This window comes from Sinorhizobium sp. BJ1 (assembly GCF_002531555.1).
GTDB classification, from domain to species: Bacteria; Pseudomonadota; Alphaproteobacteria; order Rhizobiales; family Rhizobiaceae; genus Sinorhizobium; species Sinorhizobium fredii_B.
In genome coordinates this window covers 102,595-125,483 of sequence record NZ_NWTH01000001.1, presented here as the reverse complement: position 1 = coordinate 125,483, position 22,889 = coordinate 102,595, and the positions used below count along the sequence as shown (strand labels likewise).

The 22,889-nt window shown below is 63.7% G+C and carries 24 protein-coding genes, 2 tRNA genes and 1 pseudogene; 15 read left to right on the top strand and 12 right to left on the bottom strand.

Features of this window, described 5'->3' with window-relative positions; genetic code table 11:
• Positions 1-26: 26 nt before the first annotated feature.
• The 3 genes and pseudogenes from CO676_RS00635 to CO676_RS00625 form a co-directional block, all read right to left on the bottom strand.
• Positions 27-583: pseudogene (locus CO676_RS00635) on the bottom strand (sugar O-acetyltransferase).
• Positions 580-1,071 carry a GFA family protein gene (locus CO676_RS00630; RefSeq protein ID WP_097519317.1) on the bottom strand — a complete coding sequence of 164 codons (492 nt, stop codon included), beginning with the start codon at positions 1,069-1,071 and terminating at the stop codon, positions 580-582. The pseudogene CO676_RS00635 and the gene CO676_RS00630 overlap by 4 nt, the downstream one beginning before the upstream one ends.
• 120 nt (positions 1,072-1,191) lie before the next feature.
• Positions 1,192-1,647, bottom strand: coding sequence for a DoxX family protein (locus CO676_RS00625; RefSeq protein ID WP_014766710.1), 456 nt, complete (start codon positions 1,645-1,647; stop codon positions 1,192-1,194).
• A 187-nt stretch (positions 1,648-1,834) separates the two neighbouring features.
• Here CO676_RS00625 and CO676_RS00620 point away from each other — a divergent pair, with 187 nt between their 5' ends.
• Positions 1,835-2,116, top strand: coding sequence for a SelT/SelW/SelH family protein (locus CO676_RS00620; protein WP_014766709.1), 282 nt, complete (start codon positions 1,835-1,837; stop codon positions 2,114-2,116).
• A gap of 85 nt (positions 2,117-2,201) precedes the next feature.
• Positions 2,202-2,549 (top strand): VTT domain-containing protein, encoded by a 348-nt coding sequence (locus CO676_RS00615; protein WP_014766708.1) that lies wholly within the window; start codon positions 2,202-2,204, stop codon positions 2,547-2,549.
• A gap of 9 nt (positions 2,550-2,558) precedes the next feature.
• Here CO676_RS00615 and CO676_RS00610 read toward each other — a convergent pair whose 3' ends face one another.
• Complete coding sequence (locus tag CO676_RS00610) at positions 2,559-3,185, bottom strand: ribonuclease D (protein WP_014766707.1); 627 nt, start codon at positions 3,183-3,185, stop codon at positions 2,559-2,561.
• 212 nt (positions 3,186-3,397) lie between these two features.
• On the opposite strand from CO676_RS00610, the gene CO676_RS00605 reads away from it, so the two are divergent.
• From CO676_RS00605 to CO676_RS00595, 3 genes are all read left to right on the top strand, one after another.
• Complete coding sequence (locus CO676_RS00605) at positions 3,398-3,727, top strand: hypothetical protein (protein WP_097519316.1); 330 nt, start codon at positions 3,398-3,400, stop codon at positions 3,725-3,727.
• Positions 3,728-3,827: 100 nt separating this feature from the next.
• On the top strand, positions 3,828-4,859 hold the full coding sequence (locus tag CO676_RS00600) for a hydroxyacid dehydrogenase (protein WP_097519315.1): 1,032 nt from the start codon (positions 3,828-3,830) through the stop codon (positions 4,857-4,859).
• A gap of 94 nt (positions 4,860-4,953) precedes the next feature.
• Positions 4,954-6,912 carry an adenylate/guanylate cyclase domain-containing protein gene (locus CO676_RS00595; protein ID WP_097519314.1) on the top strand — a complete coding sequence of 653 codons (1,959 nt, stop codon included), beginning with the start codon at positions 4,954-4,956 and terminating at the stop codon, positions 6,910-6,912.
• Between the two features lie 87 nt (positions 6,913-6,999).
• On the opposite strand, the gene CO676_RS00590 is transcribed toward CO676_RS00595, so the two are convergent.
• Positions 7,000-7,084: transfer RNA gene (locus CO676_RS00590), tRNA-Leu, on the bottom strand.
• 335 nt (positions 7,085-7,419) lie between these two features.
• On the opposite strand from CO676_RS00590, the gene CO676_RS00585 reads away from it, so the two are divergent.
• A complete protein-coding gene (locus CO676_RS00585; RefSeq protein WP_097519313.1) occupies positions 7,420-7,854 on the top strand; it encodes a hypothetical protein in 435 nt (144 codons plus the stop codon).
• A 102-nt stretch (positions 7,855-7,956) separates the two neighbouring features.
• On the opposite strand, the gene CO676_RS00580 is transcribed toward CO676_RS00585, so the two are convergent.
• Positions 7,957-8,286, bottom strand: a complete 330-nt coding sequence (locus CO676_RS00580; protein ID WP_097519525.1) for a DUF6665 family protein — start codon at positions 8,284-8,286, stop codon at positions 7,957-7,959.
• A gap of 313 nt (positions 8,287-8,599) precedes the next feature.
• Between CO676_RS00580 and CO676_RS00575 the strand changes: the two genes are divergently transcribed.
• Positions 8,600-10,171, top strand: a complete 1,572-nt coding sequence (locus tag CO676_RS00575) for a hypothetical protein (protein ID WP_097519312.1) — start codon at positions 8,600-8,602, stop codon at positions 10,169-10,171.
• A gap of 138 nt (positions 10,172-10,309) precedes the next feature.
• Here the strand turns inward: CO676_RS00575 and rpsA are convergent, their stop codons facing one another.
• Positions 10,310-12,016 carry a 30S ribosomal protein S1 gene (gene rpsA, locus CO676_RS00570; protein WP_014766700.1) on the bottom strand — a complete coding sequence of 569 codons (1,707 nt, stop codon included), beginning with the start codon at positions 12,014-12,016 and terminating at the stop codon, positions 10,310-10,312.
• Between the two features lie 166 nt (positions 12,017-12,182).
• Positions 12,183-12,818: a (d)CMP kinase gene (cmk, locus tag CO676_RS00565; protein WP_014766699.1), complete on the bottom strand. Its 636-nt coding sequence runs from the start codon at positions 12,816-12,818 to the stop codon at positions 12,183-12,185.
• A gap of 374 nt (positions 12,819-13,192) precedes the next feature.
• Here cmk and CO676_RS00560 point away from each other — a divergent pair, with 374 nt between their 5' ends.
• A complete protein-coding gene (locus CO676_RS00560; protein WP_080605719.1) occupies positions 13,193-13,480 on the top strand; it encodes a hypothetical protein in 288 nt (95 codons plus the stop codon).
• Positions 13,481-13,639: 159 nt separating this feature from the next.
• Here CO676_RS00560 and aroA read toward each other — a convergent pair whose 3' ends face one another.
• Positions 13,640-14,986 (bottom strand): 3-phosphoshikimate 1-carboxyvinyltransferase, encoded by a 1,347-nt coding sequence (aroA, locus tag CO676_RS00555; protein ID WP_097519311.1) that lies wholly within the window; start codon positions 14,984-14,986, stop codon positions 13,640-13,642.
• Between the two features lie 296 nt (positions 14,987-15,282).
• Between aroA and CO676_RS00550 the strand changes: the two genes are divergently transcribed.
• The 4 genes from CO676_RS00550 (at position 15,283) to CO676_RS00535 (ending at position 17,741) form a co-directional block, all read left to right on the top strand.
• Positions 15,283-15,672, top strand: coding sequence for a TIGR02300 family protein (locus tag CO676_RS00550; protein ID WP_041414845.1), 390 nt, complete (start codon positions 15,283-15,285; stop codon positions 15,670-15,672).
• Positions 15,673-15,868: 196 nt separating this feature from the next.
• A tRNA-Ala gene (locus CO676_RS00545) sits at positions 15,869-15,944 on the top strand.
• A 118-nt stretch (positions 15,945-16,062) separates the two neighbouring features.
• Positions 16,063-16,851, top strand: coding sequence for a YdcF family protein (locus tag CO676_RS00540; protein ID WP_097519310.1), 789 nt, complete (start codon positions 16,063-16,065; stop codon positions 16,849-16,851).
• Between the two features lie 254 nt (positions 16,852-17,105).
• A complete protein-coding gene (locus tag CO676_RS00535) occupies positions 17,106-17,741 on the top strand; it encodes a trimeric intracellular cation channel family protein (protein ID WP_097519309.1) in 636 nt (211 codons plus the stop codon).
• A gap of 55 nt (positions 17,742-17,796) precedes the next feature.
• Here CO676_RS00535 and irrA read toward each other — a convergent pair whose 3' ends face one another.
• A complete protein-coding gene (gene irrA, locus CO676_RS00530) occupies positions 17,797-18,219 on the bottom strand; it encodes an iron response transcriptional regulator IrrA (RefSeq protein ID WP_014766693.1) in 423 nt (140 codons plus the stop codon).
• Between the two features lie 378 nt (positions 18,220-18,597).
• Between irrA and fabA the strand changes: the two genes are divergently transcribed.
• From fabA to fabI, 3 genes are read left to right on the top strand one after another with little or no spacing between them, the layout of a single operon-like run.
• The gene (fabA, locus tag CO676_RS00525) at positions 18,598-19,113 is read left to right on the top strand and encodes a 3-hydroxyacyl-[acyl-carrier-protein] dehydratase FabA (protein WP_014766692.1); all 516 of its coding nucleotides are present in this window, start codon (positions 18,598-18,600) and stop codon (positions 19,111-19,113) included.
• A 52-nt stretch (positions 19,114-19,165) separates the two neighbouring features.
• Positions 19,166-20,386 carry a beta-ketoacyl-ACP synthase I gene (gene fabB / locus CO676_RS00520; RefSeq protein WP_014766691.1) on the top strand — a complete coding sequence of 407 codons (1,221 nt, stop codon included), beginning with the start codon at positions 19,166-19,168 and terminating at the stop codon, positions 20,384-20,386.
• A 4-nt stretch (positions 20,387-20,390) separates the two neighbouring features.
• Positions 20,391-21,197: an enoyl-ACP reductase FabI gene (gene fabI / locus CO676_RS00515; protein WP_097519308.1), complete on the top strand. Its 807-nt coding sequence runs from the start codon at positions 20,391-20,393 to the stop codon at positions 21,195-21,197.
• A gap of 130 nt (positions 21,198-21,327) precedes the next feature.
• Here the strand turns inward: fabI and CO676_RS00510 are convergent, their stop codons facing one another.
• Both CO676_RS00510 and CO676_RS00505 read right to left on the bottom strand, forming a co-directional pair.
• A complete protein-coding gene (locus CO676_RS00510; protein WP_245424233.1) occupies positions 21,328-21,567 on the bottom strand; it encodes a hypothetical protein in 240 nt (79 codons plus the stop codon).
• A gap of 236 nt (positions 21,568-21,803) precedes the next feature.
• Complete coding sequence (locus CO676_RS00505; RefSeq protein ID WP_097519306.1) at positions 21,804-22,820, bottom strand: class I SAM-dependent methyltransferase; 1,017 nt, start codon at positions 22,818-22,820, stop codon at positions 21,804-21,806.
• Between the last annotated feature and the right edge of the window lie 69 nt (positions 22,821-22,889).

The window sequence follows — 22,889 nt, the reverse complement described above, 5'->3', positions numbered from 1 at the left end:
GCGGGAGAACAGCGGGCAGCAGCCCGCTACTGCCCCACAATCACCCGCGCTGGATTCCCCACCACCGTTGCGCCTGGAGCCACATCCCGCGTCACCACCGCGCCCGCGCCGACGATTGCGCCATCGCCGATCGCAACACCGGCCAAAATGATCGCCCCGCCGCCGATCCAGACGTCCTTGCCGATCGTCACGGGCCGGGCGATCTCGAGGCCGGCGCGGCGCAGCGCGACATCCTTGTGGTGCTCGGCGCAGTAGATTTGGACGCCCGGGCCCAGCATCGACCCACCGCCGATGACGACCGGGGCACTGTCGAGAATAGTGCAGCCGGCGTTGAGGAAGACGCCGGCGCCGAGCGTGATATTGACGCCGTAGGAGCAATGGAACGGCGCTTCGATAAGACGTCCTGAGCGGCGGCCGCGAAGAGCGCCTCCAGCGCCGGGGCCATCCGGCCGCGCTCGTCCGGTGCCATCGTGTTGTGCTGGTGGACGGCATTGCGGGCGCGTTCGCGCATCGCATCGAGTTCCAAATCGAGGCAACGGTACCATTCGCCCGCCGCCATCTTTTCGCGCTCGCTTTTCATCACGACCGCGCCTGCCCCTTCCCCTTGGCGCGGGCCTCATTCAATCGCGCCAGACTCTCCTCCGGCCATTCCGCCTGAACGTCGTAGTAGGCGTCGAAGACCCTCGTCCCCGCCATCAGCGGCACCCAGCCGAGTTTCGAGCGCGTGTAGATATGGACGTCCGGCGCAAATGCCGACGGCCGGTCGAGCGTCGCGAGACGCAGGAAGGAGAGCCACTTGCGCCGGCCATAATCGCTCCAGAGCGCCGACTGGCAATCGGCGCAGCGATAAACGTCGTGCGGCCGGCCGCTGTCGGTTGAAAGCGACACTATTGCGGGCTCTCCCTGCAAGAGTACGACATTTTCCGCCTCGACGATGCCGTTGATCACGAAGGCGCTGCCAACCTGCCGCTGACAATCGCGGCAATGGCAGCAATGCACGAACATCGGCGGCCGCCTCAGCCGATAGCGGACGCGACCGCAGAAGCAGCCGCCTTCGATCGCTTCACTCATGCCATCACCTCCTCAGTAGCCCGAGATGACCACGGCTGACGGCGCCGTTCAAGGGCTGCCGACGAGAAGAGGCGATACCGAAGACGCGGCCGGACCACTCCGGCCGCGCCTCGACGCAGTTCAGAACTGCTTGCCGACTTTGGCGTCGACCGACTGGCCGTTGGCGCCGCGGATGGCGAAGAAGAAGGTGATCGCCGCCCAGAGGATCGACTTTTCGGCGCCGCCGAGGCCCTGGCCCTGGACGATACCGTGGAAATAGACTGTGACGAGCAGAACGATGGTGGCGGCAAGGGCCGCGGGCCGGGTCAGGAAGCCGATGGCGATGAAGATACCGCCGAAGAATTCGGTGGCGGAAAGCAGCGGCGACCAGAAGACGCCCGGATAGAAGCCGAGCCCCTCCACCATGCCGACGGCGCCGAAGGGGTCGAGGATCTTGCCGTAGCCATGGGTGACGAGCAGCGCACCGGCCAGGACGCGCAGCAGCGTTTCGGCGAAGGTGTCGAGCGGCAGGTAGATCTTTTCAAGCGCCGGCAGGATCGGGCGCGGGCGGCTGTTGGTTGCGGTGGTGTCGGTCATCGAATCCCTCTCGCAGTGTGTTCGCAATGCAAAAGTCTCTCGCCGCACATCCCTTCGAAAACAAGGACCTGGCGATAAAAACATGATTGTTCAAGTTGACATTTGTGTGAAGAGCCGGTGATGGGCCGGTTGCTCCGGGCCGTTCGCGAAGCTATCTTCGCCGGACGAGCAAACAGGACATTTTGAAATGAGTGACAAGCCGCGCGTCACGATCCTCTACTGCACCCAGTGCAACTGGCTGCTGCGCGCCGGCTGGATGGCGCAGGAGCTGCTGTCGACCTTCGCCGACACGCTTGGCGAAGTGGCGCTCATCCCCGGCACCGGCGGCAATTTCGAGATCCGCGTCGATGGCGAGCTCGTCTGGGAACGCAAGCGCGATGGCGGCTTTCCGGGTCCGAAGGAATTGAAGCAGCGAATTCGTGATGTGATCGAGCCGGAGCGCGATCTCGGCCACGTCGACAGGACTTGAAGCCCTGGATTTCAGTGTCCTAGCCAGCGTCTTTACCGCAGCCTTTCTTTCCGCGACCCTGCTTTTCGGCCTGTCGGAGGCGGCAGTGGTGGCCGCGGCCCTTTCGGCCGAAACGAGCCGGACCGCGCTGTTTTTTGCCGCGACCGGCGGCAATGTGCTCGGCGCCCTCGTCAATTTCGCACTCGGCCGCTTCGCAATCCGATTCGAAAACCGGCGCTGGTTTCCGGTCTCGCCGCAGGCGCGGCAAAAAGCCGAGGCGCTCTTCGGGCGCTACGGCCAGCCGGTGCTGCTTTTCTCCTGGCTACCGATCGTCGGCGATCCGCTGACGCTTGCCGCTGGACTGCTCCGGACACCGCTCGCCGTGTTCCTCGCCTATGTGACCATCGGGAAGGCGGCGCGCTATGCCGCGCTGCTGTGGCTGACGCCCTCCTGACTCAGAGCCTCAGCTATGGGCGAAAATATCCGTCTCCTCCCAGCCGAGCAGGTCGAGCTTGGCGCGCGTCGGCAGGAAGGCGAAGCAGGCGTCGGCGTGTTCCATGCGGCCGTCGCGCAGCAGCCGTGCCGTCAGCTTGTCGCGCAGCGCATGCAGGTGAAGCACGTCCGAGGCGGCATATTCGAGCTGCGCCGGCGAGAGGATATCGGCGGCCCAATCGGAGGACTGCTGCTGCTTCGAAATATCGACGTCGAGCAGTTCCTTGAGGTTGTCCTTGAGGCCGTGGCGGTCCGTGTAGGTGCGGGTCAGCCGCGAGGCGATCTTGGTGCAGAAAACAGGCGTAGAGGTCACACCAAAGGTGTGGAACAGCACCGCGATGTCGAAGCGGCCGTAATGAAAAATCTTCTGACGCGCTGGGTCGGCAAGCATCGCCACGAGGTTCGGCGCCTCTTTCTGGCCGGCGGCGATACGGATCACGTCGGCGGTACCGTCGCCCGGCGAAAGCTGCACGACGCAGAGACGGTCGCGGCGGGGAACGAGGCCGAGCGTTTCCGTGTCGATGGCGATCGCGCCGCTATAGCGGGTCGCGTCGGCCGCGGAAATGTCACCTTCGTGGAACCGTATTGTATTCGCCATCGAGAATCCCCAGATCGTTGTTGCATGATTTCTTTAATCGGAATCGATTCAAGGACAAAATCATGCAGCGATTCAAACTGCTACGGCGGCCCTAGCGCGTCTAACACGCGCGGCGCTGTAGAGTGTAGCTGGCCTATAGCGCAAGTTTGTCGGCCGCGATACCGTGTCACCGCGTCGGCGTCTCGCCGCCGTCCTCCCGAAAGTTCACCGGCATGACTTCGTTCCGTTCCTCGCTGTCGCTTACCTTGGCCGCCCTGATGCTGAGCCTCTCCGCCAACACCGGCCTGGCGGGCGAGGCGCGCCTCAACTTCGCGCAGAGCTTTCGAGACCTTCCCGGCGTGCGGCCGCTCAACCCGCTGCAGGATGGCGAGAGCACGGTCTGCGAGCAAGTCTTCATCGACCGCTATTCGCCCTTCGAGTCTTCCCATGGCCGGCCCCGCTACGACACCATCTACCGATGCCGCAAGGGCGACGGTCCGGTCTTCCAGAGCGGGCGGCTGCCGCCATCGCTCGAACGGCAGAAGCGGGGCCTGAACTATTGAGGAGGCTAGGCCGCGGAACTCTGTTCGAAGCGGCCGCTTTCCGCGATAAGGTCGAGAACGCCGCGGCTGAATTTTGCCGACGAGGAATGGAGGAAAGACGATGCCTGAAACGACCCGACCGCTCGTCATCAGCGCGCCGGCGCCGCGCACGCTCGAGCTGATTTTCAGTCGGGAAGCGCTGGACGCACTCCACGGGCGGTATCGGGTCGTCGAAGCCGACCCGGAGAACATCGCCGGGCTTGACGACGCGACGCTTGCCGAGGTCCGCTACATCATCGGCCAGCCGCCGCTGGATGAGCGGACGCTCCAGCGCATGCCGCGGCTGCGCGCCATTCTCAATGTCGAAAGCAATCTCCTCAACAACATGCCCTACGAGGTGCTTTTCCACCGCGGCATCCATGTCGTGACGACCGGCCAGGTCTTCGCCGAGCCGGTGGCCGAGCTGGGGCTTGCCATGGCGCTCAATCTCGCCCGCGGTATCGTCGATGCCGAGCTCGCCTTCCGCGAGGGACGCGAGCTCTGGGGCGGCGAAGGCAACCAGACGGCGCGGCTTCTCTCCGGCTCGGAAGTCGGCATCGTCGGCTTCGGCGATCTGGGGAAGGCGCTGAACCGGGTGCTTTCCGGCTTTCGCGCCAGGATACGCGTCTACGATCCGTGGCTGCCCGGTTCCATTCTGCGCGACGCCGGGGTGGAGCCGGCATCGCTCGAGACGGTGCTTTCGAGCAGCGATTTCGTCTTTGTCGTCGCCGCAGTCACCAGCGAGAACGAAGGTTTTCTCGGTGCCGAGGCCTTAGCGAAAATGCGCTCCGGAGCGGCCCTCATCCTGCTCAGCCGCGCCGGCGTCGTCGATTTCGATGCGCTGATCGCTGCGGTCGAAGCCGGCCGGATCGTCGCAGCGAGCGACGTCTTCCCCGAGGAACCGCTGCCGCTCGGCCATCCGGTGCGGCGGCTTGCCGGCTTCCTGCGGTCGGCGCACCGCGCCGGCGCGCTCGATTCGGCCTTCAAGAAGATGGGCGAGATGGTGCTCGAGGACATGGAACTGATGGACCGCGACCTGCCGCCGATGCGCTGCAAGCGGGCGGAACGGGAGACAGTGGCGCGGATGCGGTCGCGGCCGATCAGCGTCAATTGACGCCGGCCTGCTGACACGGCAATAAACGGCCCTATGCTAGGCAGCACGATAGCGGCAAGATCAATATAGCCAATCCGCATAGGGGCAGGGAAACATGCGCGGCTCAGAGAAGAAAAAGCGTCCCGAGACCTGGACGCTGCGGTCGCTGCTGAGCCTCGTCATGATCGCTGTCCTCGTTGTCGTTTCCGGCACCCTCGTGGGGCTGGATTACCGCCGCGCCCGCAACGCGGCGATCCAGAATGCCGAAGCCCATATGGGGGCTTTCGTCGACCGTCTCGTCGATCGGCTCGGCGCGCTTTCCGGAGATACATCGGCCCTCGTCAGCCTCGTCGCGTCCGTCGCCAATGCCTTTCTGCTGCCGCCGCCGCAGCGGATGAGCGACAAGGTGGCCATGCTGCGCGAAGGTATCATCCGCTCGCCCCATATCGATGGCGTCTATGTCGGCTATCCGGGAGGCGCCTTCTTCCATGTGGTCGATCTTCGTTCGGCAGCCTGGCGAATGGCGCTCGACGCGCCACGAGGGGCGACGCTCGCGGTGCGTTCGATCGAGCGAGACGACCAGGGAAAGCCCGTCGACCGGGTCCTTTTCCTCGATGCAAGCGGCCTGCAGTTCTCCGAACGCCGCGTGGCCCCGACCGGCTATGATCCGCGAATGCGCCCGTGGTACCGCGCCGCCGTCAACGGCAAGGCGCCGGTGGCGACCGGCCCTTACGAGACGGCGACGACCGGCAAGCTCGGCATGACGATTTCGCAGGCCCATCGCGGCAACCCGCGGATCGTCATCGGTGCCGACGTAGTGCTCGACACGATCACCGACTTCCTGTCCCGCGAACGGCTGACGGGCGACTCGGTGTCTCTCGTGCTCGACGCCGTCGGGAGGCCCATCATCCATTCCGACCCGACGGCGATGAACCGCATCCTCGCCACGAAGGATAACACCGCGCCGGTTGCGGTGCCCGAGCCCGATCCGCTCATCGAAAGCACTCGGCGCAACCCGCCAGCACCAGGCAAGGCGAGCTTTGTCGATGTCGGCGGCCGCACCTATCTGGTCATGGTGGCGCCGCTCGGATCGGCGCAGCTGCTGGCGGGGCACCGGGTGGTCGTCGCCGCGCCGCTCGACGAGTTGATGGCGGCCGCCAACGATGCGCTTGTCCAGAGCCTGGCAATCTCGGGTTCGGTGGTCGTGCTGGCCGTCCTGTTCTCGCTGGTGCTCGCGCATCTCATCACAAAGTCGCTCAACCAACTCACCGCCAGCGCCAACCGGCTGCAGGAGCTCGATTTCACCACGCCGATCGACGTGCCCTCGAATGTCACGGAAATCTCGACCCTCAACAGTGCGATGAACAAGGCGCGCGATGCCATCTTCACCTTCGCGCTCTATGTGCCGCGTGAACTGGTGCGCAAGGGCATCGAATCCGGTCAGTTCACCGGCCGCGCCGGCTGGCGCCAGGAGGTGACGGCGCTGTTTTCCGATATCTACGACTTCACCACCATCAGCGAGCACCACTCGCCGGAGGCGGTGGTCGCGATGCTGTCGGAATATTTCGACATCTTCAGCGAGGTGGTCGCCGCCCATGAGGGCACCATCATCCAGTTCCACGGCGACTCTGTCTTCGCCATGTGGAACGCACCGGTGTCCGACCCGCACCACGCCGAACACGCCTGTCGCTGCGCGCTCGCCGTCGAGGAACGCCTTGGCACCTTCAATGCGCAACAGAAGGAGAGAGGCCTGCCGGAATTTCGCACCCGGTTCGGCATCCATACCGGCACGGCGGTGGTCGGCAGCGTCGGCGCGAAGGAACGCCTGCAATACACCGCCATGGGCGACACGGTGAACGTCGCCTCGCGGCTCGAGGGCATGAACAAGGACTACGGCACCACGACTCTGGCGAGCGGCGCCGTGGTGGCGCAATGCAGCGACGCTATCGCCTTCCGTCCGCTCGGCTCCGCCCAGGCGAAAGGAAGAGCCAGCGCCTTGGAAATCTACGAAGTGCTGGCGGCCGCCGCGATCGCCGAACAGCAGGCTGGCGAGCAGACGGGCACGGCGGCATAGAGGCGAGCTCGGCCCGCGCCGATCACACGTCCAGAAAACGCAAAAAACCCGGAAAACCGGACTTTTGATGCATTTCTTTAAAGGGAATGGTGCCCAGAAGAGGACTCGAACCTCCACGCCTCGCGGCACAGGTACCTGAAACCTGCGCGTCTACCAATTCCGCCATCTGGGCGACGGACCGGCATGTAAAAGGCCGGGGGCGAAGTGTCAACAGGCATTTTGAAGATTTCCCGCTTGGACGCGAAAAAGCGACCGGGAGCAGCGCCGCTGCGTTGGCCCCGCCTTCCGCGATCGGCCCCGGCGTTGCAACGCCACAACGATAGGGCAAGAATTTCAGTGACATGAGCACCGCAGAGGCGCATGCTTCTTGTGACGACTGACGGGCGCGGAAATCCGGCGGCTGAGTAGGCGTACACGCGCCCCGACGTCATGCAATAATCAACGAAAACAAAGGTCTGTGGAGAAGGGATAAACCGGAAAGCACGTCTTTCGGAAAGTGAGGAGAAAATGACGGGATTTCGGAATTTCGTTATGAGCTGCGTGCTGGCGGCCGCCTCCATGGTTCCCCCTGTTGCGCCTGCCCAGGCCATGCCGCAGCCGGCGCTGGATATAGAGATCAAGGCACCTGCGGATGTCCAGAGCGCTACCCACCGTGGATACTATGGCCAGGGCTATTATCCGCGCTGGCGCGGTGGCTACTACGGCGGCCGGCGCGGATACTATCCCGGCTACGGGCACGGGTATCGCAGGGCCGGCATCAGCTTCTATTTCGGGCCGGGCGCCGGATACTACCCACGCCGCTACTACGGGAACCGGTATTATTACGGGACCCGCTATTACGGCCCGGGCTATTATCCGGGTTACTATCCGTACCGCTACTATCGCCCCGGCCATCGGTACTACCGACCTGGTTTCTATGGGGGCGTCGTCCGGGGTTGGTAAGGCTTCGCTTAAACGAGGCGCGGCGGCTTCCGCCGGGCCTCCTTGATTGCTGAAGCTGGGGCGAGGGTAGACTGCCTGCGTCCGGCGTTGCGGAAGCTCGGTCTATCGTTTTCTTACAATGCCGAGCCGCGCCATGACTTCCTTTGGAATGCCGTAGCGGCGCACCGCGTCACGGCTGTCGCGCAGGCCGCAGATTTCGCGCTGGATAAAGAAGGCCCAGACGGCGTCGGCCGCCTCGTCGAGAAGCCGTCGGCGCTCCTCCGGCTGGCCTTTTTCCCGATCGAAGCCGTTCAGGGCTGCAATCGCCTTTTCGACCTTGAGGCCGTGGCGCCCGAGCGCATCGGCACGCTCGGCCATGAGCTCGTATTCGAGCACGTTCACACCGCTTCCGGCATCGAAACGGCGCAGCGATTGCGGCGGACGGAATGTCATCGGCAGCTCCATCGAGGCTAGCTTCGACAGGATGGACTCGCAGCGGCCTTCCCGCAAGGTCGAAGCATCGAACATATGATCGGGTGCATGAGGCCCGCGGAGAACGCGCTCCCGTGTTGCTGCCGCGGCGGTCATGGTTAAGATTTCTTAAACTTCTTTACCCTATTCTTGGTGATCATGCCCAAGTCCCATGCCGGCGGCCAGGCCGCGGCGGGCCCGGCCCATTGGCCGCTACGCGCATGAGGCGCCCTCCAGCAGCAAGGACGTTCGATGGCGAGCGCGGCTCCGCCGCCGCACGCAATTGGAGACGAGGATGCCGATACCGATTGGCACGATCAGGAACGCAAGCACCCCCGGCGACGATATCGTCCAGATCGTCCGACGCGCCTTGCCGCCGGCCGGCCAGCGCGCCGAGGCGATCCAGAAGCTGCTCGATACGCTTGGCCGTCACCTTTCCGGCAAGGAGGTTCTTCCCCGCGACGCGCTGGTGCGGCTCATCGAGGATCTTGCCCGCGTTCTCAAATTTCCGCCGCTGCCGCAGGAGACCGGCCGCGCCTTCCTTCGGCGTCTGGTCGAGGTCGTGGAGTCCCTGCCGCTCCCGCAACGTCTGGCGATCGAGAGGCAGCTTGGCGGCGGCGGCCTCGCGCGCCTCCTGGCGGCCCTGACGCAAAGCGGGCCATCGGCAGGGCCCGGAAACCCCACCACGCCCCTGCCCGCCGGCCAACCGGGAATCCGCAACCTGCCGCTGCAGCTGCCGGTGTCGCCGCACTTTGCTGCAGCCCAAACGCCCCTGTCAGGCGACCCGGCGCTGCTGCAGGCGATACTGAGGAAAACATTCGGCGCAGATGATGACGGAGCGTCCGCCGCGCTGCCCCTCGAAGACGCGCCGCAAGCGCCTGAGCCCGGCGAGACGGCGGAGCCGGCGCCCGACCGAGGATCGACCCCAACCGCACGGCACACGCCAACCCCGATCAGCAATGGCGATATTGCTGCGCCCACGGCGTCGGGCGGGGCCGCAGAGGGCGTCGCGGCGGCGGAGGCGATGCCGCCGGCACCGGCGGACACTTTGGCTGCTCAGACCGGAGACGAGGCCTTGCCGCCACGCTTCGAAGGTGGCGCAGCGGCCGGCCACCAACCGGAGGTCGCGGCGCCCGACGAAAGGCCAAACCGGACTTTTGGCGAAGCGGAAGCGGCCAGCAAGCAAGGCACTGCCGTGGAAGCCGACGCTTTCGAGGCGGACGGCACCTATGGGCCGACCGGTGCCAACGGGAACGACGCCCGGCAGCCGGCCGAGGCCCCGACTCCACCGGAGGCCCTCCCGGAGTCCCCGCTCGACGAGGCCGCCGAGGCGCTGCTGGAAGGCAGCCTCGATCTGCCGGACATCGTGGCGGAAGAGCGCCAAGCGTTGGTGGCGAGGGCCGGCGAGCGAGAACCCGAGCCGACCCGGGCGCCGCCTGCTCCGCACGAGCGCCTGCCGGGCGGACCGCGGCCGGACAGTGCTAGCATGGGCACCGAGCCCATCGCCGAACCGACCGTGGCGGAAAAGACGGAGACGCCCTCCGGCGGCCCGCCATCCGCTCAACGGCAAGCGCCGGCCGGCGAGGAATTCGCCATGCAACAGGCCATCGCCCTCCTCGTTGAAAGCGGGCTGCCGGAGATCATTCCCTTCGCAATGGTGCCCTATTTACCGGCCCAAGAGGAAGCGGATGGCGAGCACGACAGGTCCGGCGGTTACCCGCGCGGCGACGGCGACGGCGGCACGGAGTCGGAGGACGGGGAAGAGCAGAAGGACGGGCAGGATCCCGAAAGCGACGGCGACAATGGGGCCGAACCGGAGGCGAGCGATGCCTATGACCTCTACAGAAAACTCGGCGGCCTGGTCTGAGCGCTCTAACGGCACTCCTTGCTCGAGAGAACTCGGACATCTCCGCGACCTACCTCGCACGGGCGGATCTCCGCCCCGCCACGAAAAAGCCCGCGGAGATCGCTCTCCGCGGGCTCGTCATTTCAAGCCTGACAACGATTACTCGTTGCTCTGGCGGTTCTTCAGCGCTGCGCCCAGGATGTCGCCGAGCGATGCACCCGAGTCGGACGAGCCGAACTGAGCGACGGCTTCCTTCTCTTCCGCGATTTCCAGAGCCTTGATCGACAGCTGGATCTTGCGATCCTTCTTGGAGAAGTTGGTGACGCGGGCGTCGACAACCTGACCAACCGAGAAGCGCTCCGGACGCTGTTCGTCACGGTCACGCGACAGATCGGCGCGGCGGATGAACGCAGTGATGTCTTCGTGATTGACGAGCTTCACTTCGATACCGCCGTCGTTGACTGCGATGACTTCGGCCGAAACGACGGCGTTCTTGCGCAGTTCGCCGGAAGCGGCAGCTTCACCGACGGCATCCTTGCCGAGCTGCTTGATGCCGAGCGAGATGCGCTCCTTGTCGACGTCCACATCGAGAACGACAGCACGGACGACATCGCCCTTGTTGAATTCCTCGATGACCTGCTCGCCCGGACGGTTCCAGTCGAGGTCGGAGAGGTGGACCATGCCGTCGACATCGCCGTCGAGGCCGATGAACAGGCCGAATTCGGTCTTGTTCTTGACTTCGCCTTCGACTTCGGTGCCAGCCGGGTGGCTATGCGCGAATGCCTGCCACGGGTTCTCGAGCGTCTGCTTGAGGCCGAGCGAGATACGACGCTTGGTCGGATCGACTTCGAGAACGACCACGTCGACTTCCTGGCTGGTGGACAGGATCTTGCCGGGATGGACGTTCTTCTTGGTCCAGGACATTTCGGAGATGTGGATCAGGCCTTCGATGCCCGGCTCCAGCTCGACGAACGCACCGTAATCGGTGATGTTCGTAACCGTACCGGTGATCTTCTTGCCGACCGGATACTTCGCACCGATGCCATCCCACGGATCGGACTCGAGTTGCTTCATGCCGAGCGAGATACGGTGGGTTTCCTGGTTGATGCGGATGATCTGAACCTTGACCTGCTGGCCGATGCTCAGGATCTCCGACGGATGGTTGACGCGGCGCCATGCCATGTCGGTGACGTGCAGCAGACCGTCGATTCCGCCGAGGTCGACGAACGCACCGTAATCGGTGATGTTCTTGACGACGCCTTCGACAACCTGGCCTTCCTCAAGGTTCTGAACGATTTCAGAACGCTGCTCGGCGCGCGACTCTTCGAGAACCGTGCGGCGCGAAACCACGATGTTGCCGCGGCGCTTGTCCATCTTGAGGATTTCGAAGGGCTGCGGGTTGTGCATGAGCGGGGTTACGTCGCGGATCGGACGGATGTCGACCTGCGAACGCGGCAGGAAGGCTACGGCGCCGTCGAGATCGACGGTGAAGCCGCCCTTAACCTGGTTGAAGATGATGCCTTCGACGCGTTCGCCGGCTTCGAACTTCACTTCCAGGCGCATCCAGCTCTCTTCGCGGCGAGCCTTCTCGCGCGACAGAACCGCTTCGCCGAGCGCGTTTTCGATACGCTCGACATAGACTTCGACTTCGTCGCCGACCTTGAGCGAGCCGTCCTTGGCCTTGGCGCCGAATTCCTTCAGCGGAACGCGGCCTTCGACCTTCAGACCGACGTCGACGATGGCGACGTCCTTTTCGATGGCCGTGACGACGCCCTTGGCGACATAGCCTTCGGCGAGGTCCGTCTTGGCGAAGGACTCTTCGAGAAGTGCGGCAAAATCATCACGGGTGGGGGTAGTTGCAGACATATAATCTCCTGCTGCATCTCCTGCCGGAGACGCATATGCGCCGGGGGCTGGTGTTAAACGGGCCTGAACCCAGTCCGCCCCTACTGAAGGGCAATCCGGCGCATGGACGGAATTTCAGGCTTATCGAGGAAAGCGCGTCCGGCCGGGGCCGAAGCAGAGCCTTTCTTCAAATCTTTTCTTTCAGGACAGCGTCGATCAGCGTCTTCGCCGCCTGGAATGCCGCCTCTATACTCATTTCAGACGTGTCAAGCAAGTGCGCGTCGGCGGCCGGCCGAAGCGGGCTGTCGGCCCGGCCCATATCGCGCGCATCGCGCTTCTTCACGTCCTCGAAGATCGCCGCATAATCGGCCGTCCCGCCGCCGGAGATGATCTCGTCATAGCGCCGTTTCGCCCGCACCTCCGGCGAGGCCGTGACATAGAGTTTCACCGCCGCATCCGGGCAGACGACGGTGCCGATGTCGCGCCCGTCGAGCACGGTGCCCGGCTCCTTTTGCGAAAAACCCCGCTGCGCCTCGACCAGCGCCCGCCGCACCGCCGGCATGACGGCAATCTTGGAGGCCGCCTCGCCGATCACGTGCGCCGACAGCACGGAGCGATCGAGGCCGGCAAGCTCGACCTCGCGCGCCATCTTCTCCGCTACCGCCTCGTCGTCGAGCGGCAGCCCGGCATCGAGAAGCGCCTTGGCGGTGGCGCGGTAGGTGAGCCCGGTATCGAGATGGTGGAAGCCGTACTCCTCGGCGATCCGGCGCGAAAGCGTCCCCTTGCCGGCGGCTGCCGGCCCGTCGATGGCGATGGTGATCATACTTGGTCCTGCGATCTTTCCTGCGGGCCTGTTAGATCAAAATCGATGGAGAATCCACGATCATCCGATATTTTACGGTTCGCGGGCCAGTCCTGTAGTGTATGGGGTCGCCGACAGCCCTACCGCCGCGGGTAAAGCGCTGACGACCAGCGGCATCATCCAGAACGACATCCAACTTGCGTAGTGGGCAAACAGTAGGGGGAATTCTTCCATTCGGTTGAAGAACACCAACATTATTTTGCGTCAAATTCTTTAACTGCGGTTTTCAAACCATTCACAGGCTCATTTCGCAGCGCTTTGCCGTCCTTGTTCTTGGTGGAACCTAAATCACTCCTGTGAGTTTTGCCACAGAATGAAGAATAGGGAGAAATTAAATGGCTGATAGAGGACCAACAGTAGTGAATACTGGTAGCGGTGGCGCCTGGGCCGTCGCTATAGTTTTAGTTCTGCTTGTCGTCGGCGCCTTGTTCCTCTTTGGTGGCGATCTGTTCGACGGCGCTGGTGGCGGCGGTGACACCGATGTGAATGTCAACGCCCCGACCATCGAAACGCCGGCTGGCGGACAGGGAACGCAACAGGCGCCCGAAGGCGGGCAAACCACACAACCCGCTCCCACAGAAGGACAGGGCACGCAGCAGGCCCCATCGGGCGGCACGCAGTAACGAATGAGCCGTCGCTCTCGGGCGACGGCTCGGAGCCCTTTGCTTCTTCCATTAAATGCCCGAGATGAAGGCGAAAGGAGCCAGATTAGGCCGCCGATCCCATGCGATCTCGCCTTTGCAAAGATTCGGCTCCGCGCGACCGCTGTCCGATTAAGTTGGTCACTCGATCTTCGCGCCGAGCCCGGTCATCAGATCCATGAACTCCGGGAAGCTGGTGGCGATCATCGACGCGTCGTCGACCGTTACGGGATGCTCGGAGGCCAGCCCCATGACGAGGAAGCTCATGGCGATGCGGTGGTCGAGATGGGTTTTCACCTGGCCACCGGCAGCATTGCCGAGGCCCTTGCCGCCCGGGCGGCCGCGCACGACGAGCGAGGCTTCGCCCTCGTCGCAATCGACGCCGTTGAGCTTCAGTCCGTCGGCGACGGCCGAAAGGCGGTCCGATTCCTTGACACGCAACTCGTCGAGCCCGTTCATCACGGTTGCGCCTTCGGCAAAGGCAGCGGCGACGGCCAGCACCGGATATTCGTCGATCATCGACGGGGCGCGCTCCTCCGGCACGGTGACGCCCTTGAGCTCCGAGTAGCGGACGCGGAGATCGGCGACGTCCTCGCCGCCGGCGAGGCGCTCGTTCATGACGTCGATATCGGCGCCCATTTCCTGCAGCGTCAGGATCAGGCCGGTGCGGGTCGGGTTCATCAGCACGTTCAAGATGGTGATCTCCGAGCCCGGAACGATCAGCGCCGCTACCAGCGGGAAGGCGGTGGAGGACGGATCGCCCGGCACGTCGATCACCTGGCCGGTGAGCTTGCCGCGACCTTCGAGGCGGATGGTGCGCACGTCTTGCGGATCGGTCTCCACCGTCAGGTTGGCGCCGAAACCCTGCAGCATCTTTTCGGTATGATCGCGGGTCAACACCGGCTCGATGACGGTGGTGATGCCGGGCGTGTTGAGGCCGGCGAGCAGCACGGCGGATTTCACCTGGGCAGAGGCCATCGGCACGCGATAGGTGATCGGGTTAGGCGTCTTCGGCCCGCGCAGCGTCACCGGCAGACGGTCGCCGTCGGCCGACTTCACCTGGACGCCCATTTCGCGCAGCGGATCGAGCACGCGACCCATCGGGCGCTTGGTCAGCGAGGCGTCGCCGATGAAGGTGGAATCGAAGTCATAGACGCCGACCAGACCCATGGTCAGCCGGCAGCCGGTGCCGGCATTGCCGAAATCGAGCGGCGCTTCCGGCGCCAGCAGGGCGCCATTGCCGACGCCGTTGATGATCCAGGTGTCGCCCTCCTTGCGGATCTTGGCGCCCATCGCCTGCATGGCCTTGCCGGTATTGATGACGTCCTCGCCCTCGAGCAGGCCGGTGATGCGCGTCTCGCCGGCTGCAAGCCCGCCGAACATGAAGGAGCGATGCGAGATCGACTTGTCGCCCGGAATGCGGACCGTGCCCTTGAGATCGGCAGACTTCTTTGCGGTGGCGGGCCGCGGGCTCAGGCCATGGGACATGATGTTTTACCTCTGTCAATCCGGCTCGGCGGCGGCCAAGGATCAAGCGCTGCTTGGGGGTTGAACGAGGACCGCCGGTGTTGCGGGCTCCCTAACATAAAGAGCAAAAGGGGTCATCCTCCCCCACGAAGAAAATGCGCCCCGCCCTGCAGCGAAGTTTGCCGCGGAAGTTTGTCTTTGACAGACGACACCAAGACGATTATGGGGACCGGCTAATCATCATCAGCTTGATACCTTTCCACCCGCCGGCCTACCGGCAAGAGCCGGCTCGCCCGGCCATTCAAGAGGCTTTGACTGTGGCAAAACCGGAACTTGGAACAAAGCGCATCGACCCGGAAACGGGGCGCAAATTCTACGATCTGAACCGTGACCCGATCGTCTCCCCTTATACCGGCAAGTCCTATCCGCTGTCCTTCTTCGAGGAGACCTCGGTCGCCAAGGTGCTCGAGAAGGAGGAGGAGGAAGACGTCACGGAAGTCGATGCAGAGAACACCGAAGTCGAACTCGTTTCGCTCGAGGATGCCGACGAGGAGACATCGGGCGGCGACGAACTGCCGGATCTCGGCGATGACGAAGTCGAGATCGACGGCGACGACGACGACACCTTCCTCGAGGCCGATGACGAAGACGATGACGACGACATGAGCGACCTCATCGGCGTCTCGGACGAAGACGAAGACGTCTAAGAGCCTCAAAAGACGGATAAAAGCCGCTCCGGCCGCGCGACTATGCGGCGGCCGGGCGGACGGCCGGAAGAAAAGATAAAATCGCACCGGCCTTCAATTTTCGGCTTGCCATCTGCCAAAAGCAGAAGTAATAAGCCGCCACTCGCCGGGCACAAATCCCGACGGTTCCCGGAACCGGCACTGCCGGACCCTTGATGGGGCTATAGCTCAGCTGGGAGAGCGCTTGCATGGCATGCAAGAGGTCAGCGGTTCGATCCCGCTTAGCTCCACCAAATCCCTCGTATTTTCGGTTTGATGGAGCATCGGAAGCCCCGATCTTTGCGTCGCGACACCTGTCACTGACGATCGAGTTCACAAAATCTTAACCAGGCGAGCTGAAGAGCAATCTGCATGTTCGTCATCTCGAAAATCTTCTGGCTCGTCGCCCAGCCGATGTCCCTCGCCTTCCTGAGCCTGCTCGTCGGCGTGCTGATGATGCTCGCCCGCTTGCGACGCAGCGGCGGCATTCTCGCCTCGCTTGGCCTCGCGGTGCTGTTCCTCAGCCTCTTCACCACCGCCGGCCCCTATTTCCTGCAGATCCTCGAGGACCGCTTTCCCCGCCCATCGCCGCCTCCCTCGGAGGTTTCCTGCATCATCGTGCTGGGCGGTGCCTTCGAGAATGTGGTGATCGCAAGCCGCGGTGGCATGGAGTTCAACCAGGCGGCGGATCGCTTCGTCGAGACGGTCCGCCTCGCCAAGGCTTATCCTTCGGCGCGCATCCTTGTTTCGGGCGGCGACGGCTCCTTGAGCGGTGCCTATGAGGGCGATGCGCGTGCCTCGCGAGGCTTCTTCGAGGCGTTCGGGATCGCCGCCGATCGGGTGATCCGCGAGGAAGCCTCGCGCACGACGTTCGAGAACGCGCGCTACACGAAGGATCTGCTCGCGGCCAACCGGCTCGAACGATGCGCGCTGGTCACCTCGGCCTACCACATGCCGCGTTCGGTCGGCCTCTTCCGCTCGAACGGCCTTGAGGTCGTTCCCTGGGCGGCGGACTACCGGACGGATGGCAAGGTGCGGCTCGGCTTCGATTTCACCCAGCCCTCGCTCAACGCGCAACTGGCGACGACCGCCGCCAAGGAATGGACCGGGCTTGCTGCCTATTATCTCCTCGGCCGGACGCAAACGCTGCTGCCGCAATAGGCCGTCACGGGACACCGTGCCCAGGCGATTGGCCCCTCATCCGGCCTGCCGGCCGCTTCTCCCCGCCCCCGGGGCGAAGTGGACTAGCAGCGGGCCCCAGTCCCCTCTCCCCGTTTTGGAGAGGGCTAGGGTGAGGCTCAAGCACCGAGTGTGGCACTGAATGACAGAGCAGCCCGCTGACTTATTTTCGGCGCTACGCTAATGATCTCGGAAAGCGTCGATCCCGGATCAACGCAGTCGCAAGCGGAGCCTTCATGCCGATCCTCGAAATCCTCGACTATGCCGGTGTCGCCGTCTTTGCCGCGACCGGCGCGCTTTCGGCCTCGCGCAAGCAGCTCGACATCATCGGCTACCTGTTCCTGGCATCCGTCACCGGCATCGGCGGCGGCACCATGCGCGACGTGGTCCTCGGCGCGACCCCGGTTTTCTGGGTGCTCAACCCGGCCTATCTGATCGTTTGCGCTTGCGCCGGGCTGCTGGTGTTCCTGACCTCGCACCGTTTCGAGTCGCGCTACCGGATGCTCGTCTGGCTCGATGCGGTCGGGCTTTCGGCCTATTGCGTGATGGGCGCGGCTAAGGGGCTGGCGGCGACCGGCTCGCCGACTGTCGCGATAGTGACGGGCATGCTGACGGCGACCTTCGGCGGCATCCTGCGCGATCTCTTGGCCGGCGAGCCGTCGGTGCTGTTGCGGCCGGAAATCTACGTCACCGCGGCGCTTGTCGGCGCCGGCGCCTTCGTGCTGGCGACGCTCGCCGGCCTGCCACTTGCTGCGAGCTCGGCGCTTGGTGTCGCCGCTGCCTTTGCGGTGCGCGGCGGGGCGATTCGATACGGCTGGACGCTGCCGACCGGCAAGGCCGGGCCGGGCCGGGATCCGGACGAGGTGATGTAATTATTTAGTGTTTCCAGCGTCCTTTGTGCGTCTGAACAGACGCACGGCGCTGCAGTTAGCGCTGCGTCTTGCGGCGCAGCCGGACCACGACGTCGACATGGGAGATCTCCATGCCTTCCGGCGGCTCCGGGAGATTGCCGATCTGGATGTTGCTCACCGGAATATCGAGGACCTCGTTCTGGCCCTCGATGAAGAAATGATGGTGATCCGAGACATTCGTGTCGAAATAGGTCTTGGCGCTCTCGACGGCGAGAACGCGGATCATGCCGGCTTCGGTGAACTGATGCAGCGTGTTGTAGACGGTCGCGAGCGACACCGGGACACCGGCCTCGACCGCTTCCTCGTGCAATTCCTCGACCGTCAGATGGCGGTCGCCCTTGGCGAAAATCAGATCGGCGAGCGCCATCCGCTGCCGGGTCGGGCGCAGTCCCGAATTGCGCAGCCTCTCCTGCGAAGACATTTCCGTTGCTTTCGTCATGCGCAGCCGTTCCGATATTCCTGCCAAGTTTATGGAGTATCAGCTTGCGATATAACTTCTGGCGCCGCGGCTTTCAATAGATTCCGGCCCGGGAAGCCGCCGCAAAGGCCTGAAAATCCGTCTAAAGCGGGGGAAGGCTGGCATTTAACTCTGGTCGAGGCCACATACATACTGTAAGCGACGGCGGAACGCCATCGCCATGGGGAGCGGCGCGAGGAAAGACTGACGGACAACTTTTTCCGCCCGCATGTCGCCCTACTTGGAAGAACGTGAGAAACTGCAACCGGCAGCCATCAGGACGGGCTGCGCTTCAATTCCGGCCGAACTTGCTCTAAAGCAGGTCGGAGAACACTTGAGAACTCGGGGAAGCAACCATTCATGACCACCAGGCAATCCAGCTTCAGCTATGAGGAAATCCTGACCTGCGGCCGAGGCGAAATGTTTGGCCCCGGCAATGCGCAGCTGCCGCTGCCGCCGATGCTGATGTTCAACCGCATCACCGAGATTTCGGAAACCGGCGGCCCCCACGACAAAGGCTATGTGCGCGCCGAGTTCGACATCACCCCGGACCTCTGGTTCTTCCCGTGCCACTTCATGGGCGATCCGGTGATGCCGGGCTGCCTCGGCCTCGACGCCATGTGGCAATTGACCGGCTTCTTCCTCGGCTGGCTCGGCGAGCCCGGCAAGGGTCGCGCCCTTTCGACTGGTGAAGTCAAGTTCACGGGCATGGTGACGCCGAAGACCAAGCTGGTCGAATACGGCATCGACTTCAAGCGGGTGATGCGCGGCCGGCTGGTCCTCGGCATTGCCGACGGCTGGATGAAGTCCGACGGCGAAACGATCTACAAGGCTACCGACCTCAGGGTCGGCCTTTTCCAGGAAAAGGCCGATTGAACTGTGGGGTCTTCGCCCCGCACGGATCCAAACTAACAAAAGGTCATCTACCATGAGACGGGTTGTTGTAACGGGCCTCGGCATCGTTTCCTCGATCGGTAACAATGCCGACGAAGTCACCGCGTCGTTGCGCGAAACAAAATCGGGCATTACATTTTCCCCGGATTTCGCCGAGCATGGCTTCAAGTGCCAGGTCTGGGGCCAGCCGACACTCGACCCGACTGACCTCGTCGACAGGCGCGCCATGCGCTTCCTGTCGCAGGCCGGCGCTTGGAACCACGTGGCGATGAAGCAGGCGATCGCCGATGCCGGCCTCGAAGCCGTCGACATCACCAACGAGCGCACCGGCATCATCATGGGCTCCGGCGGCGCCTCGACGCGTACGATCTACGAGGCCGCCGAAATCACCCGCAAGAACAACAGCCCCAAGCGCATCGGTCCCTTCGCGGTGCCGAAGGCAATGTCCTCGACGGCGTCCGCAACGCTTGCCACCTGGTTCCAGATCCACGGCGTCAACTATTCGATCTCGTCGGCCTGCTCGACCTCGGCGCATTGCATCGGCAATGCCGCGGAAATGATCCAGTGGGGCAAGCAGGACGTGATGTTCGCCGGCGGCCACGAGGACCTCGATTGGACGATGTCGAACCTCTTCGACGCCATGGGCGCCATGTCCTCCAAGTATAACGACACGCCGTCCTCCGCCTCGCGCGCCTATGACGTCGACCGCGACGGCTTCGTGATCGCCGGCGGCGCCGGCGTCCTCGTGCTCGAGGAACTGGAGCGCGCCAAGGCTCGTGGCGCCAAGATCTACGCCGAGATCGTCGGCTATGGCGCGACCTCCGACGGCTACGACATGGTCGCCCCCTCCGGCGAAGGCGCGGTCCGCTGCATGCGCCAGGCGCTCTCCACGGTGAAGGGCGATGTCGACTACATCAACACGCACGGAACCTCGACGCCGGTCGGCGACCAGAAGGAAATCGGCGCCATCCGCGAGGTCTTCGGCGAGAAGATGCCGCATATCCAGTCGACCAAGTCGCTGACCGGCCATTCGCTGGGCGCGGCCGGCGTGCAGGAATCGATCTACGGCCTTCTGATGATGCAAGAAGGCTTCATCGGCGAAAGCGCCCATATCGACACGCTCGATCCCGAATTCGAAGGCGTGCCGATCGTCCGAAAGCGCATCGACAACGCCAAAATCGACACGGTTCTCTCGAACTCCTTCGGCTTTGGCGGCACCAACGCGACGCTCGTCTTCCAGCGCTATAACGGATAACAAGATGAACGGATTGATGAACGGGAAGCGCGGCCTCATCATGGGTGTGGCCAACAACCATTCCATTGCTTGGGGGATCTCAAAGGCACTCGCGAGCCAAGGCGCTGAACTCGCCTTCACCTATCAGGGCGAGGCGCTCGGCAAGCGCGTCAAGCCGCTTGCCGCAGAGGTGAATTCCGACTTCCTGCTGCCCTGCGACGTCGAAGACATCGCCTCCGTCGATGCCGTCATCGACGCGATCAAGGAGCACTGGGGTAAGCTCGATTTCATCGTCCATGCCATCGGCTTTTCCGACAAGAGCGAACTCAAGGGACTCTATGCGGACACGACGCGGGAGAATTTCAGCCGCACCATGGTGATCTCCTGCTTCTCCTTCACCGAGATCGCCAAGCGGGCCGCCCGCCTCATGAGCGATGGCGGCACGATGCTGACGCTGACCTATGGCGGCTCTATGCGGGTGATGCCGAACTACAATGTCATGGGCGTGGCCAAGGCGGCGCTCGAGGCGTCGGTGCGCTATCTCGCAGCCGACTACGGCACGCGCGGCATCCGCGTCAACGCCATCTCCGCCGGCCCGATCCGGACGCTCGCCGGCGCCGGCATCTCGGATGCGCGCGCCATGCTCTCCTGGCAGCAGAAGAACTCGCCGCTCCGCCGCACGGTGACGATCGAGGATGTCGGCAACTCGGCTCTCTACCTGCTTTCCGATCTTTCCCGCGGCGTCACCGGCGAGATCCACTATGTGGATTCCGGCTACAACATCACCTCCATGCCAGCGCTCGATACGCTCAGAAGAGCGGACGCCGAATAGGCGCGGCCGGTCAAGACTCCAGCACGGTGCGTTCCTTCGGAGCACCGTTGTTGTCTATGAAGCGCTTCCATACTCAGCGTCGTGCGCCTTTTCCGGCGCGCAAAAGGCGCTGTAGCACTTTGAAGTCCGATTATCCCGCCCAGGCCCAAGCCAGCACCAAGGCGATCGCTGCAACCGCGGCGGCATACGACGCCACACCGAGGCGCTCGCGCCGCAGCCGGGCGCTGTGTATCGGGATGCGGTAGGAGCGCTGGAGGAAGGACATCGGCACCTCCGACGTGGCGCCATGTCCTTCGGCGCTCTTGATTTCCCGGGCAATCAGCTCCGCGACATCCTCCATAAAGGGCGCCCGGACAGGTCCAAATCCCATGGCTTGCTCCCCAAGGAGAAACGATGGCCTTCGGCGACGCGCATCCATCCGGACGCGCAAAGGCGGCCGTGACCTACAGCGCCGTGCGTCTATTCAGACGCACAAAGATAGCACTTTGAATGGCTGAATGTTTTTATGCTTAAGTCGAATACAATTTAAGGAAACATGCAGTAGCCCGATGATTTTATCCCTAATTGCTGCCGATTTAAGGAACTATCCTGATCTGAAGACGCGCGTTACCGCTTCGCCCAGAGCACCTTGAAGCGCGCATTGCGGCAGGTCTCGCCATACTCCTTGGCGTTCTCTGCCAAAACCTGCTCGTAGGGCAGGCCGCGATTTGCGACGAGCATGAGCCTGCCGCCCTGCTTCAGCGCCTTCAGGGCCGCCTTGATGATCGCCGACCCGATCGCCGGCTCAGCGGCATGCCCCTCGTGGAAGGGCGGATTCATGACGATCAGGTCGTATTTGTCGCGGGTATCCTCGCTCGTCAGGTCATGCCAAAAGAACCGGGCCGGCGTCGTGGGTGCGTTCGCCTTCATGTTGCGGCGCGCCGCGTCCAGTGCATCATGATCGGCCTCGAACAGATCGATTCCCTTGAGCCCGGGTGATGCCTGCGCCAGCATCACCGAGAGATAACCCCAGCCGGCGCCGAAGTCGGCCGCATGGCCGGTGAAGTCCTTCGGCAGGCGCGAGGCGAGAAGTTCCGAGCCGGCGTCGACGCGATCATGCGAAAACATGCCTGGTGCTGCCTCGAAGAGGCCGTCCACCCGCACCGGAACCTTGGCGAGTTTGTGAACGGCATCGGCCACATCCTCCGGCCGGGTGAACCAGAAGGCGACGCCGTGGTACTTCGGCAGATGGTCGCCGTCCCATTCGAATTTGTCGATGCGCTTCCTCAGAGACTGGATGCCGTCTTCCTTGCTGCCGGCAACGACGATGAGGGCGCCTTCGCGTGTGCGCTTCAGCGCCTCGGCGATTCGATCCTCGTTCTCGCCCTTGTGTTTGCCGCAGAGCACCAGAGCGACGTCATAGTCCTCGCCCGCAACGACAGGGCTCACATCGGCCCGCATCGCCTCCAGGGTGCGATAGAGCGGCCGCAGGGGCTGCACGGCGGAAATCGGCGCCACGAAGCCCTCGGGCAGCCGGTAGCCCGCCTCGGCACCGAGAAAGAGTACACGCTCGCCTTCTCCAGGCGGATCGATGATACCGGTTTCGAACGGATGGAACAGGGTTTTCAGCGCGTCGCGGCTCATGGGTCGTTTCCATTTTTCTACAAGAAAAGGGCGCGGAGCCATCCGCTCCGCGCCCCTTTTTCAACTGGC

Excerpts from the sequence above, each read along its gene's own strand:
- CO676_RS00630 (WP_097519317.1), bottom strand. The coding sequence starts at position 1,071 with ATGAGTGAAGCGATCGAAGGCGGCTGCTTCTGCGGTCGCGTCCGCTAT.
- CO676_RS00625 (WP_014766710.1), bottom strand. The coding sequence starts at position 1,647 with ATGACCGACACCACCGCAACCAACAGCCGCCCGCGCCCGATCCTGCCG.
- CO676_RS00620 (WP_014766709.1), top strand. The coding sequence starts at position 1,835 with ATGAGTGACAAGCCGCGCGTCACGATCCTCTACTGCACCCAGTGCAAC.
- CO676_RS00610 (WP_014766707.1), bottom strand. The coding sequence starts at position 3,185 with ATGGCGAATACAATACGGTTCCACGAAGGTGACATTTCCGCGGCCGAC.
- CO676_RS00605 (WP_097519316.1), top strand. The coding sequence starts at position 3,398 with ATGACTTCGTTCCGTTCCTCGCTGTCGCTTACCTTGGCCGCCCTGATG.
- CO676_RS00600 (WP_097519315.1), top strand. The coding sequence starts at position 3,828 with ATGCCTGAAACGACCCGACCGCTCGTCATCAGCGCGCCGGCGCCGCGC.
- CO676_RS00595 (WP_097519314.1), top strand. The coding sequence starts at position 4,954 with ATGCGCGGCTCAGAGAAGAAAAAGCGTCCCGAGACCTGGACGCTGCGG.
- CO676_RS00585 (WP_097519313.1), top strand. The coding sequence starts at position 7,420 with ATGACGGGATTTCGGAATTTCGTTATGAGCTGCGTGCTGGCGGCCGCC.
- CO676_RS00580 (WP_097519525.1), bottom strand. The coding sequence starts at position 8,286 with ATGACATTCCGTCCGCCGCAATCGCTGCGCCGTTTCGATGCCGGAAGC.
- CO676_RS00575 (WP_097519312.1), top strand. The coding sequence starts at position 8,600 with ATGCCGATACCGATTGGCACGATCAGGAACGCAAGCACCCCCGGCGAC.
- rpsA (WP_014766700.1), bottom strand. The coding sequence starts at position 12,016 with ATGTCTGCAACTACCCCCACCCGTGATGATTTTGCCGCACTTCTCGAA.
- cmk (WP_014766699.1), bottom strand. The coding sequence starts at position 12,818 with ATGATCACCATCGCCATCGACGGGCCGGCAGCCGCCGGCAAGGGGACG.
- CO676_RS00560 (WP_080605719.1), top strand. The coding sequence starts at position 13,193 with ATGGCTGATAGAGGACCAACAGTAGTGAATACTGGTAGCGGTGGCGCC.
- aroA (WP_097519311.1), bottom strand. The coding sequence starts at position 14,986 with ATGTCCCATGGCCTGAGCCCGCGGCCCGCCACCGCAAAGAAGTCTGCC.
- CO676_RS00540 (WP_097519310.1), top strand. The coding sequence starts at position 16,063 with ATGTTCGTCATCTCGAAAATCTTCTGGCTCGTCGCCCAGCCGATGTCC.
- CO676_RS00535 (WP_097519309.1), top strand. The coding sequence starts at position 17,106 with ATGCCGATCCTCGAAATCCTCGACTATGCCGGTGTCGCCGTCTTTGCC.
- irrA (WP_014766693.1), bottom strand. The coding sequence starts at position 18,219 with ATGACGAAAGCAACGGAAATGTCTTCGCAGGAGAGGCTGCGCAATTCG.
- fabA (WP_014766692.1), top strand. The coding sequence starts at position 18,598 with ATGACCACCAGGCAATCCAGCTTCAGCTATGAGGAAATCCTGACCTGC.
- fabB (WP_014766691.1), top strand. The coding sequence starts at position 19,166 with ATGAGACGGGTTGTTGTAACGGGCCTCGGCATCGTTTCCTCGATCGGT.
- fabI (WP_097519308.1), top strand. The coding sequence starts at position 20,391 with ATGAACGGATTGATGAACGGGAAGCGCGGCCTCATCATGGGTGTGGCC.
- CO676_RS00510 (WP_245424233.1), bottom strand. The coding sequence starts at position 21,567 with ATGGGATTTGGACCTGTCCGGGCGCCCTTTATGGAGGATGTCGCGGAG.
- CO676_RS00505 (WP_097519306.1), bottom strand. The coding sequence starts at position 22,820 with ATGAGCCGCGACGCGCTGAAAACCCTGTTCCATCCGTTCGAAACCGGT.